Raw genomic sequence first — 17,280 nt, 5'->3', positions numbered from 1 at the left:
CCTTGTCGGTTTGCATCTAGTTTTGGAAGGCGCTGTTGAGTTTGCTGATGACGGGCAGCGCAGCTTCGAGCTGTTCGATTTCCTCGGTGCTTAGGTCTTGCAACAGCCCGGCGACCATGGCGTTACGGCGCTGGTTGGCGGATTCGACGGCGGAACTTCCGGCGCTGCTGATAACCACCCGGACTGCGCGGGAATCATCCGCATCCGGCTGCCTGCCGACCAGTCCGGCACGTTCGAGCTTGATGATCTGTTCAGTGGCGCTTGGGACCCTGATGCCCAGGTTCTTGGCGATGTCCCCCACGCGGAGGCCGCCGTCGTAAATCATCGATAACAGGCTGAGTTGCGCGGCAGTAAGTTCGCCCTCGGGGTCCAGCCGGCGGAACATATACACGCCTAGCCGGAGGGCTTCACGGAAGCCCTTGGCGAGTTCCAGAAGACGAGGATCAAAATTACCGTTCATACTTAGGTAGCCTAATAGTTAGGACCCCTAACAGTCAAGCCTTCAGAGTGTGTACTCGCACCCACCCCGTCAAGCAACCTCGGGTTATCAGTATTGCTAAGTAGTGGTACCTAGTTTTACTATGTAGTGGTAGTTAGCAGTACTGAGTAGCAAGGAGGTGTCCGATGGGCAAGCAAATGACCGAGATGCTCAAGGGCACGCTGGAGGGCATCGTTTTAGCTCTCTTGACCGGAAACCCCGCCTATGGGTACGAGATCACCACCTCGCTCCGGGCCCAGGGCTTCACCGAGATCGCTGAGGGCACCGTGTACGCGCTGCTGGTCAGGATCGAGCAAAAGGGCCTGGTGGACGTGGAGAAGCGACCATCCGAAAAGGGGCCGTCCCGCAAGGTGTACACGCTCAACGCCCGCGGCGAAAAAGAACTCAACGAATTTTGGAACACCTGGAGCTTCTTGTCCGAACGGCTTGAACAGCTCCGCAGGGAAGGAAACTGACATGGCGGCAAAGTGGATCGAGTTGGTGACCGGCTCGCTCGAACAGAAAAAGCAGTACAAGCAAGCCAAGGCCCGGATGGAAGCCCTCCCGCAGCCTTACCTTTCCGTGGCCACGGCGTTCAACCGCTACCTCATGTACTACGCCGGTGTCACCGAGGGCGACACTATGGTGCAGATGTTCTCGGATCTCGCGGACCTCTGGGAACGCGCCGCCATCGACGGCACGCCCGTCAGCGAGATCGTGGGCGAAGATTCCGTCGAGTTTGCCGAGAGCTTCGCTCAGGCCTACGGCGGGAAACGCTGGATCGATAAGGAGAAGGCCCGTCTCACTGAAGCAGTCGACAAGGCGAAAGAGGCTGAGTCATGACCGCAACGGCTATCCACGTGCGCGGTTTGGAGAAATCGTACAAAGATCTCCATGTGCTCCGCGGCGTCGACTTCGAGGTGGCCTCCGGCACTATCTTCGCCCTCCTCGGCTCCAACGGCGCCGGCAAGACGACGATCGTGAAGATCTTGTCCACGCTGCTGAAAGCGGATGCCGGTTCAGCCGCCGTCGAGGGTTTCGACGTCGTGGGCGACGCCAGGCATGTACGGGAGTCCATCAGCCTGACGGGGCAATTCGCGGCTGTGGATGAAATCCTGACCGGCAAGGAGAACCTGGTTCTCGTGGCTAGGCTGCGGCACGTAGGGAACCCCGGCCACGTTGCCGAGGACCTGCTGTCACAGTTCGACTTGGTGGATGCGGGCTCCCGCCGGGTCGCCACGTACTCGGGCGGGATGCGACGGCGGTTGGACATCGCCATGAGCCTCATCGGCGACCCGAAGGTGATCTTCCTCGACGAGCCCACCACCGGCTTGGACCCCGAAGCCCGCCTCGAGGTCTGGCAAATCGTGAAGAAGCTGGCCAACCAAGGGACCACGGTCCTGCTCACCACCCAGTATCTCGACGAAGCGGAGCAACTCGCGGACAGGATCGCCATCCTGCACTCGGGGCGCATCATCGCGAACGGCACCCTGGCCGAACTGAAAGGCCTGTTACCGCCAGCCAAAATCGAATACGTCGAGAAGCAGCCGAGCCTAGAGGACATCTTCCTGGCGCTCGTCGGCAACAGGGCGTCGGTGGGCGATAGGGCGTCAGCGGGAAGCCGGGAATCTGTGGAGGACATGTCATGAGCACCCACTTCTTCTCCGACACCTCAGTGTTGCTGGGGCGCTCGTTGCGGCATATTTTCCGCAGCGTGGACACCATCATCACCACTGCGATCACCCCGATCGCGATCATGCTGCTGTTCGTATACGTACTCGGCGGAGCCATCAAAGCAGGCACGGACAACTACGTGAACTACCTGTTGCCCGGCATCATCCTCATCGCGATCGCTTCCGGCATCGCCTACACCGCCTTCAGGCTCTTCATGGATTTGAAAAGCGGTATCTTCGAGCGGTTCCATTCCATGCCCATCTCCCGCTCCTCGGTCCTGTGGGCCCATGTGCTCACTTCCGTGATCGCCAACCTCCTCTCGGTGGTGATCATCGTGCTGGTGGGCCTACTGATGGGCTTCCGCACCTCGGCCGGTCCCTTGGCGTGGCTCTCTGTGGGAGGCATCCTGATCTTGTTTACGCTCGCCCTGACCTGGGTCGCCGTGATCGCGGGACTCGGCGCCAGCACCATCGAAGGGGCCAGCGCCTTCTCCTATCCCCTGATCTTCCTGCCATTCGTCAGCTCTGCTTTCGTGCCTACCGAGACCATGCCAGGACCGGTCCGCTGGTTCGCAGAGAACCAACCCGTTACCTCGATCGTGAACTCCATCCAGGACCTGTTTGCCCAGCGTCCGGTGGGAAGCGATCTCTGGATCGCCCTCGCTTGGTGTCTGGGAATCCTCGTCATCGCATACGCGTTCGCCAATGCCGCGTACCGCCGCAAAATGGCCTAAGGCTGAGCTGAAAAAACTCCCCGACGGAGGCCAGCGAGCGCACTCGCTTCCCCGCCGGGGAGCTTCACGAAACACAAGTACCGGACGCCTACACTTCGGCTTGGCGGTCCTCTATGAGCTTCTTCACCGCCGGGAACAGCGGGTGCTCCGGCTTCAGTTCCGTCAAGCGTTCGACGGCGGCACCCGGCTCCAGCTCGGAAAGTAACTTGCCCAGCTCCACCGCTTCGACATCAGAGGCATCATCAAAGCGCAGCGCCGCAGACATTGCCGCGAGCAACGCCACAGGAGTGACGCCACGTTCGGCCAACTCCGCCGCAGGCCCGACGAAGCGCTCGTGGCGTCCCAGCTTCCGCAGGGGTGCCCGGCCTACCCGGATCACGGTATCCGGCAGGTAAGGGTTGCTGAAGCGGGACAGGATCTTCTGAACATACGCTTCCTGCTCCGCCTCGGCGAAACTGTGCTTGGCAACCAGGAGCTCCTTGGTTTCTTCCAGTACCGCCCGAACTTTGGCGGCCACGGAGGCATCGGCCATGGCGTCCGAAATTTTCTCCAGGCCCGCCTGGTAGCCGAAGTAAGCCGCGGACGCATGGCCGGTGTTGACCGTGAAGAGCTTGCGTTCGATGTACGGGCCGAGCTCGTCCACGAACGTCGCTCCCGGAATCACCGGTGCATTGTCCCCGAAGGGCGTGCGATCGATGACCCACTCGTAAAACGTCTCCACCGTGACGTCCAGGCCTTGGCCCGGAGCTTGGTTGGGAACGATTCGGTCCACGGCGGTGTTGGCGAACACGGCCACACCGCCCAGGTCGCCTGCCGAATCATCCCACGCAGCCCTGACCTCGGTGCGAAGAAGATCCGTGGCGTTGATCGCGTTCTCGCACGCCATCACCTGCAGGGGAGGCAACGATGTGGAACGGGCAGCCAAGCCGCGGGCGATGACTGGAGCCACGAACTTCAGGATGTGCGGGCCCACCGCAGTGGTGACCACATCCGCCGTCGAGATTTCCTCCACGACCGCAGCCTCCTGCGTTGCCGAGTTCAGGGCACGGAACCCTTCCACGGTTTTGACGGCAGGATTTTCGCCGACCTCGTGGACGTCATAACTTTCAGCCGAGGCCAACTGGCCGATCAGCGCATCAGCGACGTCAGCGAAAACCACCTCATAGCCGGCCTCGTGAAGCAGCAGCCCCACGAAGCCGCGGCCGATGTTTCCTGCCCCAAAATGGACTGCCTTCACTATGCGTTGACCTTTCCGAACAGTTCCAGGACTTCATCCACCGTTGTGGCTTCCTCCAACTGCGCCACCTGGGCTTTGTTGGTGAAGATCTTGGCAATGGAGGACAGGATGTGGAGGTGTTCGTTGTTGATACCGGCGACGCCGACGACGAACTTCACCTGCTTGCCTCCCCAATCGATACCCTCGGGGTAACGGATGATGGAAACGGCCGAGTGCTTGATGTGCTCTTTGGCATCGTTGGTGCCGTGCGGGATGGCAAGGAAGCTACCCATGTAGGTGGATACGGATTCCTCGCGTTCGTGCATGGCGTGGACGTAGCTCATGTCCACGGCACCACGGTCAAGGAGGAGTCGGCCGACTTCGTCGATGGCCGCGTCTCGGTCCCGGGCGGACCCGAGAAGCACCACGCTGTCCCTGAGCAGGATGTCCTTGCCTTCGACGCCGGCAGCCGGTTCCGCGGCATGCGCTCCCTGATTGGCGGGTTCGGCGGGAGCCGTGGCTCCTGCGTCCTCGGAATTGCTGGTGCGCACCAGATCCACAATCTCGTCGTACCTGGGGCTGTTCATGAAGTTGTCCACCGAGAAGTGCATGGCACTGGAAGTCCTCGGCTGGGCCCGTTCGGTCAGGTCCTGGTGAGTAACCACGACGTCGTAAGTATCGCTCAAGTTGGCAATCGCGGAATTGGTCACCTTGACCTCCGGGAAGCCGGCGGCCTTGATCTTGTTGCGCAGGACCGATGCGCCCATGGCGCTCGAACCCATGCCGGCATCGCAAGCGAACACGATGTTCTGGATGGGGCGGGTGAGGACGTTGCCATCACGGCCCCCGGCCCGCTCACCAACCAGTGCCGAGGAAACCGAGCTCTTCTTGCCCTTCATGGCTTCCATGCGGGACGTGGCTGCCGTCAGGTCGTCGTCGCCCTTGTCCTTGGAGGTGCGCAGGATCACCGACGCGATCAGGAAGGAAACCGTGGCGGCGAGGATGACCGCCAGGATGACGCCGACATAACTGTCACGCGAGGTCTGGGCGAGGACGGCGATGATGGAACCTGGTGCAGCCGGTGCCACGAGGCCTGAGTTGGTGATGGCCAAGGTAGCGATACCGGTCATGCCGCCGCCAATGGCGGCCAGGATCAGTATCGGCTTCATCAACACGTACGGGAAGTAGATCTCGTGGATCCCACCGAGGAAGTGGATGAGCGCCGCGCCGGGAGCCGACGCCTTGGCAGCACCACGGCCGAAGAACATGTACGCCAGCAAGATGCCAAGGCCCGGGCCGGGGTTGGCTTCGAGCAGGAACAGGATGGACTTGCCGTGATCCAGGGACTGTTGGATGCCCAGCGGCGTCAGGACGCCGTGGTTGATGGCGTTGTTGAGGAAGAGTACTTTGGCGGGCTCAATGAAAATGGATGTCAGCGGCAGCAAGCCGTTATCCACGAGGAACTGGACCACGTTTCCAGCTACGGTGGTGAACAACTTCACAACAGCTGACAGACCATAGAAGCCGCCGAGGGCCAGCGCGGCGCCCCAGATTCCAGCGGAGAAGTTATTCACCAGCATCTCAAAGCCGGGACGGATCTTGCCGTCCCACAAGCGGTCGAGCTGCTTGATGGTCCAGCCACCCAGCGGCCCCATGATCATGGCACCGATAAACATCGGGGAGCTGGTTCCCGCGATGACGCCCATCGTCGCGATGGCACCCACCACGCCGCCGCGGACGTCGTAGACCATCCGGCCGCCCGTGTAAGCAATCAGCAGCGGGAGGAGGTACGTCACCATGGGCCCGACGAGGCCCACGTTAGGGGCACCATCGGCGTTAGTACCGAAGCCACCCAGGGCAGCTACGGGTATCCACCCCTTTTCGATGAACAGGGCCGTGATAAGGCCCCAGGCAATGAACGCGCCGATGTTGGGCATGATCATGCCGGAAAGGAATGTTCCGAACTTTTGGACGCCAACGCGCACGCTGGTGCGGGGCTTCGCAACGGTCTCTGTTGCCATGTGAATTCCTAACGTGTGTCCCGCTGCGGCGCGGGGTCAGTCGATATAGATCGAGAGATAACAGCCTTAGGAGCTGCTGGAAATACGGTGGAGCCATTCAAGGAAGAGCTTTAATTCAGAACTGGAAAGCTGGTCCGAATGCGAGGCCTGCAATGCCGCATTCAGTGCGATTGCCGCAACAACTACCGATGACTTGCCTGAGTCGTCCGTTGCGGCGCCACGGGCGGTGTCCGTGGAGACGGCAAAGATCATGGAATCCCGGGTCATCGTTGAGAGCTCGAGATTCCGGTCCTCTACCGGTTCGGCGATCAACATGAGCGTGACACCCACGTTGGCCGCCAAAATGCTGCGTGCCGCTTCGCGGGGCGGCACATTGATCTGGCCTGCGATGGCCGCCTTGTTCAGCATCTCCTCCAGGAGCGCCTCAGCATCGGCCACGATTGCCGGGCGGCTTTCCGGCCGGATATTGCCGAACATCACCAGATACAGATGGGGCTGGGTGAGCCCGAACTGGACGTGGTTATCCCACATCCGCCGGACGTCCTCCAGGGGCTCCCCGGACGGCGCAAAATCCCGTTCCCCCGCCACGTATTCTTCGAAACCGGCGGAAACGACGGCGTCAAAAAGACCTTCTTTGTCGCCAAAGTGGTGGTAGAGCGTAGGGGCCGTGACTCCGGCGAGCTTGGTGATCTGGCGCGTTGAGACCGCTGACCCCTCCGAATTCGCCAGCAATTCGGCAGCTGCACGAAGCAACCGAATTTTCGGCGGAAGCTGGTCATCGAAACTCATAACCGCTACCCTAACACCTATAGCGTTGCTATATGAAGTGGCTCACAAGAGTATTTTGTAAGCTAATCCCGTAGGCTCCCGATGCCGTCGTCGGCGGGTTGAACCAACAAGCAGGAACAGAGGATTCAGTGCAGAATTTCCAAGGCGTCGGGGTCAGCCCTGGCCGCATCATTGGTTCCGTCCGCCAGATGCCAAAGCCGGTGAGCGAACCGGCGTCGGGCGAGCGCCTGGCCGCGAACACCAGCCCGGAAGACGCCGTCGCAGGCCTGAAGGCCGCCGCGCAGTCCGTGCATGACGAACTCAAGCGGCGCGCGGACTCCGCCTCGGGGGACGGCAAAGCGGTGCTGGAAGCCACGGCCCTGATGGCCAAGGACACCATGCTCCTGAAATCTGCCGCGAAGCTGATCAATGCCGGTTCGTCGGCAGAGCGGGCCATCTGGGAGGCCGGCGCCTCGGTCTCCGAAATGCTGCACAACCTGGGCGGCTACATGGCCGAGCGCGCTACCGATGTGCTGGATGTCCGCGCCCGAATCGTGGCCGAACTCCGTGGCGTCCCTGCACCCGGCATCCCCTCCTCTGACACACCTTTCATCCTGGTCGCTGAAGATCTGGCACCGGCAGACACCGCGACGCTGGATCCCGCAGTGGTCCTGGCACTGGTGACATCCGGTGGCGGACCCCAGTCGCACACGGCAATCATTGCCCGCTCGCTGGGGTTGCCCGCGGTAGTCGCAGCCCAGGGTGTCGACGCCATCGCCGACGGCACAGAGGTGTACGTGGACGGCGCGGCTGGATTTGTCGCAGAGTCGCCTTCGGGTGAGCATCGGGCTGCGGCCACAGCCTGGGCGGAAACCTCCGCCACCCTGGCGGAATTTGACGGCAACGGCACGACGGCGGACGGCCACTTGGTGCCGCTCCTCGCCAACGTGGGCGGAGCCAAGGATGCCGTGGCAGCAGCAGGCCTCGGGGCGCAGGGTGTGGGACTGTTCCGCACCGAATTCTGCTTCCTGGAGCGGGACACCGAGCCATCCGTCGATGAACAAGCAGCGGCGTACAAGGCCGTGTTTGACGCCTTCCCGGGCAAGAAAGTTGTCCTCCGCACCTTGGATGCCGGGGCCGACAAGCCGCTGCCATTCCTCACGGACGCCAGCGAACCCAACCCTGCCCTCGGCGTTCGTGGCTACCGCACCGACTTCACCACCCCGGGCGTCTTGGAGCGCCAACTTGAGGCGATCGCCCGGGCTGCCTCCGAGTCCGAGGCAGATGTGTGGGTCATGGCCCCGATGATCTCCACCGCCGCCGAAGCAGGACGCTTTGCTTCATTGTGCGCTGCCGCCGGAATCCAGACCCCGGGCGTCATGGTGGAAGTTCCCTCTGCCGCCCTCACGTCCGCCGCGGTTTTGCGCGAAGTAGAGTTCGCCTCCCTGGGCACCAACGACCTCACCCAGTACGCCATGGCCGCCGACCGCCAACTCGGGCCCCTCGCCGAGCTCAACACGCCCTGGCAGCCGGCAGTTCTCCGCCTGGTGCAGCTCACCGTGGAAGGTTCGACGCTCGAAGGATCCGGCCGGGAAGGCGACAACAAACCGGTAGGAGTCTGTGGCGAGGCGGCAGCGGACCCGGCACTCGCCGTCGTGCTTACCGGGCTGGGTGTCACCACGCTGTCCATGACGGCGCGCTCGCTAGCAGCGGTGGGGACGGTGTTGAAGACGGTCACGCTGGAACAGGCCCAAGAGCTCGCCCGCTTGGCGCTCTCGGCCCCCAGCGCCATCGAAGCCCGCGATTGGGTGCGCGCAAAGCTCCCCGTGCTGGACGAGCTCGGGCTTTAACAGTCCGGCCGCCCTGCCCGTTTCGATGCTTCGCTGCGGAGCATGCCGTGCGAACGGCACTGCCCGCAGCGGGCCATCGAATTGGGCACGTCCGCACCCGTTGGACGCCACACGCTAGGCTTCTGCCATGGCATTGATAGCTCCCCGCGTCACGGCAGGCCTTCCCGCCGACGACGCCAGGAATCTCGCGCGTTCCCTCCAGGACAGCAACGACGTCACGGTGTTCGTGGACGGTACTGTCCACCGCCTGCCCGGCCAGGCAAGGGACGCCGTCGTGGACCTCTTGGCACGGCTTGGCCGGGGTGAAACGGTGACGGTCAGCAGCGTGGAGGAAATGCTCACCACGTCCCAAGCTGCGGAACTGGCCGGCATCTCGCACACCTACCTGCGCAACATGACGGATCGTGGCGAAATCCCGGTGGAATACAGGGGAACGCATCGTCGTATCCGGCAAGCTGCGATCATCGAGTGGCTGGAAAAGCAGAAACGCTCCGAGGCCGAGGCCGCCACCCCCGCGGAAACCGGGACCAAGGAAACGGGACCCAAGCACGCATGACAGCACTCCTCTCCGCCGACGTCGAAGCCTTGGGCCTGACCGGCCGGATCTACTGGGCCGACGGAACCCCTGCCCCAACTGCAGCACCCGCAACAGCGACAGCACCAACGCCCGCATCAAGCCACGGCAGCGCGAGCAGCGAGCCGGCCTACATCCTGATCCACGGCATCGGGGTATCGCACAGGTACCTCGCCCGGCTCCATGCGGTCCTTGGCGCGGGTTCCCCCACCTATTCCTTGGACCTGCCAGGCTTCGCAGGCACACCGAAGCCGGGACGGCGACTTCAGGTGGAAGATTACGGGGCGTTCATTGCCGAGGCCTTGGCGTCCTGCGGAATCGAGTCCTACGTCTTGGTGGGCCATTCAATGGGGGTGCAGTTCGCGATCGAGGCTGCCTTGCATGCACCGGAGCGAGCCGATCGGGTGGTCTTGATGGGCCCGGTGGTCGACGCCAAACACAAGAACCTGTGGCGCCAGTCCGTCGCGCTCGGCCTCGATGGCCTGCTGCGCGAGAGCCCGTCGTCCAACTGGTTGGTCATCAGTGATTACCTGCGTTGCGGACCCCGCTGGTACCTCACCGAGCTGCCCGTCATGATGCAGTATCCAACCCATGCACGGTTGGCCGGGATCACGGTGCCGGTGCTGATCCTCCGCGGAAGCCGCGACCACGTGGCCGGTCCGGAGTGGTGCTTGCAACTCTCCAGGACTGTCCCCCAAGGACGCCTGGTGGAGATTCCCGGCGTCGGACATGTGGCCCAGCATATGCGCCCCAAGGCAGTGGCCGATGCCATTCGCAGCTTCGTCTCCGCCACGGCCCGCCACCGCTGAGCGGCGGCCCCGGAAGCGTACGACGCCGGCCGGTCACCCCGCCTGCCCTTGTTGGGTCCGTGTTGCCCGGCTAAGCTTGCCATGTCAGCGCAATAGTAAGTTTGCTTACGAAAGGGTTGCTCGTGACCAAGGACTCGAAGGAAGAAACACAAGGCTTCGGCGTAACCGGTGCCAAGGGACCCGTGGACACCACGGCCCCAGCGGACAGCATCCATGAAGACCCGGACATGCGCCGGGATCGTGACGATGATCCCGCAGCCTCGGCAAACCCCGACCCCCTCAACGGCAACATCACCGGGTTGGAACCGGGAGGGGGCGTCCCGCCGGGTGAAACCCCGCCCGCCGAGGACAGCATGAGCATGGATCAAGGACACGACGAGTAACGCACGCCAGCGTGCCCGGGCTACGTGAGCTTCAGGATCTTGCCGAGATCGTAGTCGGCCGGTTCCTCCAGCTGCGAGTAGGTGCAACTGTCGGGTGTCCGGTCCGTCCGCCACCGCCGGAACTGGGTGGTGTGCCGGAAACGATCGCCCTCCATATAGTCGTACGCCACTTCGATCACCAGGTCAGGGCGAAGCGGGACGAAAGAGAAGTCCTTGCCGCCGCTCCACCTGCTCTGGGCCCCGGGCATCCTGGAACCACCCGCCGCTTCATCTTGCGTGGCCCACTCACCCCACGGATGGTCGCCGAGGTCCACTTGGTACGGTTCCAACTCGGCCACCAGGCTCTCCCGTTTGGCCATGGGGAACGATGCCACCACCCCCACGTGGTGAAGCCGCCCGTCGTCGTCGTAAAGGCCCAGCAGCATGGACCCGACGACCTTTGCCGTCTTGTGCCAACGGAAGCCCGCCACCACGCAGTCCGCGGTTCGCACGTGCTTGGTCTTGAACATGACGCGCTTGTTGGGTTGATATGTGCCGTCCAGTGGTTTGGACAGCACGCCGTCGAGCCCTGCGCCTTCCAGTTGGACGAACCACTCCTTGGCCCTCTCCAAGTCGGTCACTGCGGGGGTGATGTACACAGGGGGTTCGGCCGTGGAGAGTGCTTGCTCCAGGATTGCTCGGCGTTCCGAAAAAGGCCGGCCCGTCAGGTCGTCATCACCTAGGGCAAGGATGTCGAAGGCGACCAACGACGCCGGGGTCTTCTCCGCCAGCATCCGGACCCTGCTATCGGCAGGATGGATGCGTTGCTGGAGAACCTCGAATTCAAGCCTGTTGCCTTGGATCAGGACAATCTCGCCGTCGATGACGCACTTGTCCGGAAGGTTCCCCTGCAGCGCCGCCACAAGCTCCGGGAAATACCGGGTCATGGGCTTCTCATTCCGGCTGCCGAGGACTATCTCGTCCCCATCCTTGAAGACGATGGTCCGGAAGCCATCCCACTTGGGCTCGTAGTGCCCAACATCCGGGATGTCAGGGACTGACTTGGCGAGCATGGGCGAGACGGGCGGCATCACGGGCAGGTCCATAGGTCAATGTCTACCTGCCCTGGCCCAGTGAAGCTAGTGTTGGGCGATGGATATCCGGCCGTGTTGCGGGCGGGAGCCGTGACGGCCGCGCAGCCGTTACATTAATGTGACTTTGTTTTCCGGCTAGGGTAACTTCATAGGGCGACCCGGAACTCCGCTGGGCCGTTTCCGGGCTGACGCCGAGCTCTGCCGCAATCCGGGATTCCGCTAGACCCACGGCAGAGACGGGGGACCCAGTGTTCCGGGCTTGTTCCCCGACAAGCCCTTGGGGTGTAGCCGCCAACCGCGGCCGGACGGCCTCGTCCGAACCCGACAGCTAACCTCGAAGGCGTCGAGAGGCAACAACCATGTCCCCAACCATGGATCAGCCGCGACGCGCCCTGCGTGAGAGCGAGCGCGCCAAACCAACAGGCCGCCGTCGGGCGTCTACTGACAGTCCCGCACTTGCGGACCCGGCACTACCGATGACCCGTGCGGCACGGCGTGCCGCCGAGCGGCAACGCGAGCACGCTTCCGGCGTGGGCGTCGACGACGACGCCAGCCACGCCGAACGACCCGCCGCCGCTGGGCCCCAGCCCGTGCAAACCGCGTTCGAGCAAACCGCGACCGTCCCCGAGGCCCTGGCTGGAGAAGCACCGGCCGGAGCAGATCTGGCCGGCGACGATCTGGCCACAGTTCAGATTCCAGCCGTTCAGCCCGCCCCTACTGAAGCGACCGCGGAACCAGTCGCCGCAGCAGTCACGGCAGCCATCCCGCTCCAAGCTGCCGAGGTCTCTTCGTTTCCGCACCACCGGCCGCGCCAATACAGTCGCGAACCATACGCGGTACTACACAAGGCCGCGTCAGTCCGCCACATGAGCCAACGCATGGCCATGGTGGCAGGGGCATTGGGCCTGGCCTTGACTGTGGGCACGGTGGGCCACGCTCTCGATCTTCCGTTCTTTGGCAGCGAAAGCAAGGTCACGGACGCCAGTGGCGGCGGCGCCGGTGCCACGATCGCACAAACCACGGCCTCGATCTCCGGCGTGCCCGGCGGTTCCAGCGCCGCATCCGCTGTCGCTGCCTCGGCGGGTGCAACGCCTACTGCGGAGTCATCAGACGTCAGCCAAGCCGCCACTGTTTCGGGCGCGCCGGATACTGGGGCGTCGTCGTCGCCCGCGGCCTCCGGCACTCCCACAGTTTCCCTTGCGCCGCCGGTGTGGGTTCCTTCGGCAGCCCAACCAGCAGCGCCGGGCACGCCAGCCGCACCCGCGCCTGTTCCCGCCCAGCCAGTTCCTGCCCAGCCAGTTCCCGCCCAGCCAGTTGCGAGCGGCGCGGCTTCGGACAACGTTCCGACGACGCCGCCCACCTCGACGCCTACTGCCACCTCAACGCCGCGGCCTACTGCAACACCCACACCTCAGCCCACCGCCACCCAGGCCCCGAGCCCTGCACCGCAATCCTCGGGGCAGTCGGCGCTCGGATCCCTTCTCGGCACAGTCAAGAAGGCGCTCCGATGAGCCCTCGACTGCCTACGGCTTTCGGACACACTGGCTGGCATGGCCGGTACTGCCGCGCGAGCCGCACCGCCCCGGTTCGGGGCCGGCTTGGCCGCTGGAGTTGCCAACGGCTCCAGCGCTCCTGATAAGCGCAGGGCCGCAAGATTAGATCCGCGGTCTTCCGGCCCAACGCCGTGCCTTCAATGCCGCGTGCAACTCAAGCCGGACCGCACCATTCAAGGGATCCGCGCCAATGAGTTGCCGAATGCGGCCGAGCCTGTTGTAGATGCTGCTTCTGTGAAGGTGAAGCTTGGTGGCGACATCTTGGACCGAACTGTCGTTGTCGTAAAGGAGTTCCAGCACCGGTAGGAGTTCACCGTTGCGGTCGTGATCCTCCAAAGCGCGGAAATGCACACTGCCTGTGTCATCCCAGCCGCCCGGCGCCTGAAGTCGGTCGAAAAGTTGGTAAACGCCTACGGCCCTGACGTCCACGAGCTCGCCCAACGGCGGATCCACAGCGGCAGCTTGCGCAGCCACTTTTGACTGCCGGTACGCAGCGCCAAGTTGCCGGATCACATTGAACGGCTCGCTGATCCCCAAAATGACACGGTCCACGGTTCGTCCGGCGCGCTTGGCAAGCTCCAGCTGGTAGTGCACCAAGACCTGGGCGTGATCGGCCCTGCCGCCGGATTCGCGGAACAAAACCACGGAGTGGGTCTCTGTGCCGGCACTGAAGAGGGCCGGGTTGACCCCGATAGTGGACTGCAGCGCTGCCGAACGGTGCGTCAGGGTCGCGGCGAGGGGGTCGACGTCGGACCTCGCACCGTCCGCATCGAGGATGGTCACCAGCTGCCACGGACCCCGGCCTTGGATTTCCTTCCACCCCGCAACGGCTGCGACCGCGTTTGATTCCCCGCTGCAGGCCGCCATGAACTCCTGTTCCCGGCGTCGCCGGAATTCGGACTCTGCGGTGTTTGAATCGAGGAGCAAACCGGCCAACAGGTCCAGTTCGTCACGTACGCCCGGCAACTGGGCGAGTATCGCCGTCGCACTTTGTTCCTCGGCGTCTTGTTGCACCCAAAGGTAGCCAACCCGGAAGCCTCGCACAAGCAGGGGGACGCAGACGCGGCCCAACATGCCCAGTTCCTCGTTGGCGGGGACGACGACGGGGCGGACCGCCGTCGAGATTCCGTGCGATAGCTGCCACACGCTGACGTCGGAGGGAACCCGTTTACTGAGGAGGAAGTTCACGCGGACGCGATCGGCGTGGGATTGGTTGGAGCTGTACGCAAGAAGCAGCCCGTCGAGGTCTTCCAAGGACAGTCCCCGACCCAGTTTGGCCGCTATCTGTTCAACGATCTGCTCCACGTCCTGCTGCATCCCGAAAGCGTACCAACACCAGACGACACCTGACGGCCCAGCAATCGACAAATGTCGAACGTCGTACACAGAAAACCCTGATTTTCCGGGGTTTTCCCGTTACCGCTTTCAGGCAACGATGTCGCCTGCCTCACAGCCGGATTTATTCTGGAATCACAGCCCGCAGCAAGGATTCGGCCGAAAAAGGCCGCGAACAATGGAGCCCCCACATGATCATCGGCGTCCCCAAAGAAATCAAGAACAACGAATTCCGCGTAGCCATCACGGCCTCAGGTGTTCACGAGTTCCGCACCCACGGACACACGGTTCTGGTGGAGCGCGGCGCAGGCCTCGGCTCGGGGATCACGGACGAGGAATACTCGATCGCCGGCGCCGAGATCGTCAACGAAGCTGATGACGTCTGGGCCCGCGCTGACTTGGTCATGAAGGTCAAGGAACCCATCGCGGCCGAGTACCACCGCTTCCGCAAGGGCTTGATCCTCTTCACCTACCTGCACCTCGCCGCGGAACCGGAACTCACCGCCGAGCTCATCAACTCCGGCGTCACCGCGATCGCCTACGAAACCGTCCAAGACGGCCGGGCGCTTCCGCTGCTCGCTCCCATGTCCGAGGTCGCAGGCCGGCTTTCCGTGGTTGTCGGCGCTTCCTCGCTGATGGCCCCGGCCGGCGGTAAGGGCGTCCTCTTGGGCGGCGTACCGGGCGTCCGCCCGGCAAAGGTCGTGGTCCTGGGCGCAGGCGTGGCCGGAACCAACGCCGCCGCCATGGCCCTGGGCCTCGGTGCTGACGTCACCATCATGGACATCAACATCAACCGGCTGCGCGAACTGGATGCCCTTTACCAGGGCCGCCTGAAGACCGTTGCCTCCAACGCCTACGAGATCGAGAAGTCAGTAGTCGACGCAGACCTCGTCATCGGTTCAGTCCTGATCCCGGGCGCCAAGGCCCCCAAGCTCGTCACCAACCAGCTCGTAGCCCGGATGAAGCCCGGTTCGGTACTGGTGGACATCGCAGTTGACCAGGGCGGCTGCTTCGAGGATTCACACCCCACCACGCACCAGGAACCCACGTACAAGGTCCACAACTCGATCTTCTACTGCGTTGGCAACATGCCCGGCGCCGTCCCGAACACCTCCACCTACGCACTGACCAACGTCACCCTGCGCTACGCGGTGGCTCTGGCCAACCTGGGCGTCCGGGCTGCGTTCGATCGCGATCCTGCCCTCGCTGCCGGCCTCAACATCGCCGGAGGCCACGTGGCCCACCACTCCGTCTCCGAGGCACACAACCTGCCCCTCGTCACCGATTGGCACAGCCTGGTCTCTGCATAAGGACCTTCAACTCCCCGGATTGACACGTAAGGGCAATGTTCCCCAGGAACATTGCCCTTACGTGTTATCTCGCGGTGTTATCTCGCCGGGAGCGTGGGGACGCCAAGGACACCGGGCACGGCCGGGCTGGCCGGCACAGGGATGTCGGGTCGTTCCACAGGGGGAAGCTCAACACCTGGCGGGGTGACGGGTGCCGTCACCGGTGGGCTGGGAATGCTGAGATTGCCAGGATCAACGCGGGGTGAAGCCTTGGGGCTCGGGCGTGAAGCGCCTTCTCCGGGCGTGGAACGTGGGTCTGGGTGCGCGGCGCCGGACGGGCCGGGGTTAGCCGGCGCTGTCCCTCGGGCCGGGGCCGCCGGATGCGTCGCTTCGTTGACGGGAAGCGGATCCGGGGTACTGACAGCAGGCTCGCCCTGCCGGGGAGCCTTGCCGGATGCCGGGACCAACTGGGTGACCATGGAGCCGATCGCTTCGCCAACATGTTGGACTACGGCAGGGATGCCGCCCTCCGAGGCCGCTGCCGCCGTTGCTCCACCGGCCAGGGTTGCCACCACAGCGAAGCCTGCCAGCGCGGTTCGGCGCTTACGACGACGCCGGGCCGCGAGTTCGTCCTCGTTGGCGCAGGAAGCCGGGGCTGCCACCGTGGCGAGCACCGACGTCGGCACCTCCGACAATGCGGCAGGACCGTCCGCCGTCGTAAGTTTGCCGGTGACCGCTGCAGGGCCACTGACCATCAACGCGCGGACGGCAGCCGAGGGCGACGGCGGCGTGCTTGCCCAAGAGCGCAGTTCAAGTAATTCGGACCGGATGCCGCCGAAGTCGTCCGAGCACGCGTCGGCATCGGCGAGGAGGCGGTCGATGGCCTGCTCGTCGTTCATCCTGCGCCGTGCGGTTTCTTCACTCATTCTGAGCCGTTCCTTAGTAGTGCGCGCTTCTTCAACGCGCCCAGTGCCCTGCGTTGCAGTTGTTTCACGGCGCCTTGGGACTTACCCATGATCGCCGCAGTTTCTTCCACCGAGAGGTCTGCGACCACCCGCAGTGCAAGGACCTCGCGGTAGTCGTCGGCAACGCCGTGCAATAGCTCGGTAACCCCCAAGGAGCCAGCGCCGAAGGCTTGGTCTTCGGCGGACGGGGCCCTCCGGGTGTCCGTCTCGACCTCGTATGGCGCAGGTTCGGGCCTGCGCTCCCGACGACGGTAGTGATCCACCATCCGGGCATGCGCGATCGAAAACAGCAGGGTTTTTGCCCCTTGCAGCCCGCCTTGCAGGGTGTCGAGCCTTGGATACAGCGCGAGGAAAACATCTTGGGTGACCGCTTCGGGATCGTCCACTCCGCGCGCCCGGAGGTAACCGCAGACGGGCCCGGCGAACTCATTGTAGGCAGCAGTGAACAGCAGGGCGGGATCATGGTGGTCCGCCTGCACATATTCATCAACTAAAGGGTCAAGCACCCTAGGCTGCCTCCGTCCGCACAGCGAAGCTTCGCCGCGGCCTATGCCCGGCA

General features: G+C 63.7%; 18 protein-coding genes and 1 riboswitch. Of the genes, 10 read left to right on the top strand and 8 right to left on the bottom strand.

Annotated features, from left to right (window positions below; genetic code table 11):
- Positions 1 to 16: 16 nt before the first annotated feature.
- Entirely contained in the window at positions 17 to 460 is a 444-nt protein-coding gene (locus QRN04_RS04695) for a MarR family winged helix-turn-helix transcriptional regulator (protein ID WP_284974998.1), read from the bottom strand.
- 164 nt (positions 461 to 624) lie between these two features.
- Here QRN04_RS04695 and QRN04_RS04690 point away from each other — a divergent pair, with 164 nt between their 5' ends.
- From QRN04_RS04690 to QRN04_RS04675, 4 genes are read left to right on the top strand one after another with little or no spacing between them, the layout of a single operon-like run.
- The gene (locus tag QRN04_RS04690; RefSeq protein WP_284974997.1) at positions 625 to 954 is read left to right on the top strand and encodes a PadR family transcriptional regulator; all 330 of its coding nucleotides are present in this window, start codon (positions 625 to 627) and stop codon (positions 952 to 954) included.
- Position 955: 1 nt separating this feature from the next.
- Entirely contained in the window at positions 956 to 1,321 is a 366-nt protein-coding gene (locus QRN04_RS04685; RefSeq protein WP_284974996.1) for a DUF1048 domain-containing protein, read from the top strand.
- Positions 1,318 to 2,127 carry an ABC transporter ATP-binding protein gene (locus tag QRN04_RS04680; RefSeq protein WP_284974995.1) on the top strand — a complete coding sequence of 270 codons (810 nt, stop codon included), beginning with the start codon at positions 1,318 to 1,320 and terminating at the stop codon, positions 2,125 to 2,127. The genes QRN04_RS04685 and QRN04_RS04680 overlap by 4 nt, the downstream gene beginning before the upstream one ends.
- Positions 2,124 to 2,885 (top strand): ABC transporter permease, encoded by a 762-nt coding sequence (locus tag QRN04_RS04675; RefSeq protein WP_284974994.1) that lies wholly within the window; start codon positions 2,124 to 2,126, stop codon positions 2,883 to 2,885. Before QRN04_RS04680 ends, QRN04_RS04675 begins: the two co-directional genes overlap by 4 nt.
- Before the next feature lie 88 nt (positions 2,886 to 2,973).
- On the opposite strand, the gene QRN04_RS04670 is transcribed toward QRN04_RS04675, so the two are convergent.
- The 3 genes from QRN04_RS04670 to QRN04_RS04660 form a co-directional block, all read right to left on the bottom strand.
- Positions 2,974 to 4,122, bottom strand: coding sequence for a mannitol-1-phosphate 5-dehydrogenase (locus QRN04_RS04670; protein WP_284974993.1), 1,149 nt, complete (start codon positions 4,120 to 4,122; stop codon positions 2,974 to 2,976).
- On the bottom strand, positions 4,122 to 6,122 hold the full coding sequence (locus QRN04_RS04665) for a PTS mannitol transporter subunit IICBA (RefSeq protein WP_284974992.1): 2,001 nt from the start codon (positions 6,120 to 6,122) through the stop codon (positions 4,122 to 4,124). Before QRN04_RS04665 ends, QRN04_RS04670 begins: the two co-directional genes overlap by 1 nt.
- Before the next feature lie 66 nt (positions 6,123 to 6,188).
- Entirely contained in the window at positions 6,189 to 6,911 is a 723-nt protein-coding gene (locus QRN04_RS04660; RefSeq protein WP_284974991.1) for a TetR/AcrR family transcriptional regulator, read from the bottom strand.
- A gap of 128 nt (positions 6,912 to 7,039) precedes the next feature.
- On the opposite strand from QRN04_RS04660, the gene ptsP reads away from it, so the two are divergent.
- The 4 genes from ptsP (at position 7,040) to QRN04_RS04640 (ending at position 10,506) form a co-directional block, all read left to right on the top strand.
- Positions 7,040 to 8,740 (top strand): phosphoenolpyruvate--protein phosphotransferase, encoded by a 1,701-nt coding sequence (gene ptsP, locus QRN04_RS04655; RefSeq protein WP_284974990.1) that lies wholly within the window; start codon positions 7,040 to 7,042, stop codon positions 8,738 to 8,740.
- 127 nt (positions 8,741 to 8,867) lie between these two features.
- Positions 8,868 to 9,296, top strand: a complete 429-nt coding sequence (locus tag QRN04_RS04650) for a helix-turn-helix domain-containing protein (protein ID WP_284974989.1) — start codon at positions 8,868 to 8,870, stop codon at positions 9,294 to 9,296.
- Complete coding sequence (locus tag QRN04_RS04645; protein ID WP_284974988.1) at positions 9,293 to 10,123, top strand: alpha/beta fold hydrolase; 831 nt, start codon at positions 9,293 to 9,295, stop codon at positions 10,121 to 10,123. The genes QRN04_RS04650 and QRN04_RS04645 overlap by 4 nt, the downstream gene beginning before the upstream one ends.
- A 122-nt stretch (positions 10,124 to 10,245) precedes the next feature.
- Positions 10,246 to 10,506 (top strand): DUF6480 family protein, encoded by a 261-nt coding sequence (locus QRN04_RS04640; protein WP_284974987.1) that lies wholly within the window; start codon positions 10,246 to 10,248, stop codon positions 10,504 to 10,506.
- Positions 10,507 to 10,526: 20 nt separating this feature from the next.
- Here the strand turns inward: QRN04_RS04640 and QRN04_RS04635 are convergent, their stop codons facing one another.
- Complete coding sequence (locus tag QRN04_RS04635; RefSeq protein WP_284974986.1) at positions 10,527 to 11,591, bottom strand: ATP-dependent DNA ligase; 1,065 nt, start codon at positions 11,589 to 11,591, stop codon at positions 10,527 to 10,529.
- Positions 11,592 to 11,786: 195 nt separating this feature from the next.
- Positions 11,787 to 11,936: riboswitch (cyclic di-AMP (ydaO/yuaA leader) on the top strand.
- Positions 11,937 to 11,938: 2 nt separating this feature from the next.
- Between QRN04_RS04635 and QRN04_RS04630 the strand changes: the two genes are divergently transcribed.
- On the top strand, positions 11,939 to 13,090 hold the full coding sequence (locus tag QRN04_RS04630; RefSeq protein WP_284974985.1) for a hypothetical protein: 1,152 nt from the start codon (positions 11,939 to 11,941) through the stop codon (positions 13,088 to 13,090).
- Between the two features lie 144 nt (positions 13,091 to 13,234).
- Here the strand turns inward: QRN04_RS04630 and QRN04_RS04625 are convergent, their stop codons facing one another.
- Entirely contained in the window at positions 13,235 to 14,449 is a 1,215-nt protein-coding gene (locus QRN04_RS04625) for a PucR family transcriptional regulator (protein ID WP_284974984.1), read from the bottom strand.
- Positions 14,450 to 14,658: 209 nt separating this feature from the next.
- Between QRN04_RS04625 and ald the strand changes: the two genes are divergently transcribed.
- Entirely contained in the window at positions 14,659 to 15,777 is a 1,119-nt protein-coding gene (ald, locus tag QRN04_RS04620) for an alanine dehydrogenase (RefSeq protein WP_284974983.1), read from the top strand.
- Positions 15,778 to 15,854: 77 nt separating this feature from the next.
- Here ald and QRN04_RS04615 read toward each other — a convergent pair whose 3' ends face one another.
- Together QRN04_RS04615 and QRN04_RS04610 are read right to left on the bottom strand one after the other, a co-directional pair.
- Positions 15,855 to 16,682, bottom strand: a complete 828-nt coding sequence (locus QRN04_RS04615) for a hypothetical protein (protein WP_284974982.1) — start codon at positions 16,680 to 16,682, stop codon at positions 15,855 to 15,857.
- Positions 16,679 to 17,227, bottom strand: coding sequence for an RNA polymerase sigma factor (locus tag QRN04_RS04610; RefSeq protein WP_284974981.1), 549 nt, complete (start codon positions 17,225 to 17,227; stop codon positions 16,679 to 16,681). Before QRN04_RS04610 ends, QRN04_RS04615 begins: the two co-directional genes overlap by 4 nt.
- Positions 17,228 to 17,280 lie beyond the last annotated feature (53 nt).

It is taken from the genome of Arthrobacter sp. efr-133-TYG-104 (assembly GCF_030208915.1).
In the GTDB taxonomy this organism is placed as follows: Bacteria; Actinomycetota; Actinomycetes; order Actinomycetales; family Micrococcaceae; genus Arthrobacter.
Note: the sequence above shows the minus strand (reverse complement) of the source record. Positions and strands in the feature narration are given on the sequence as shown.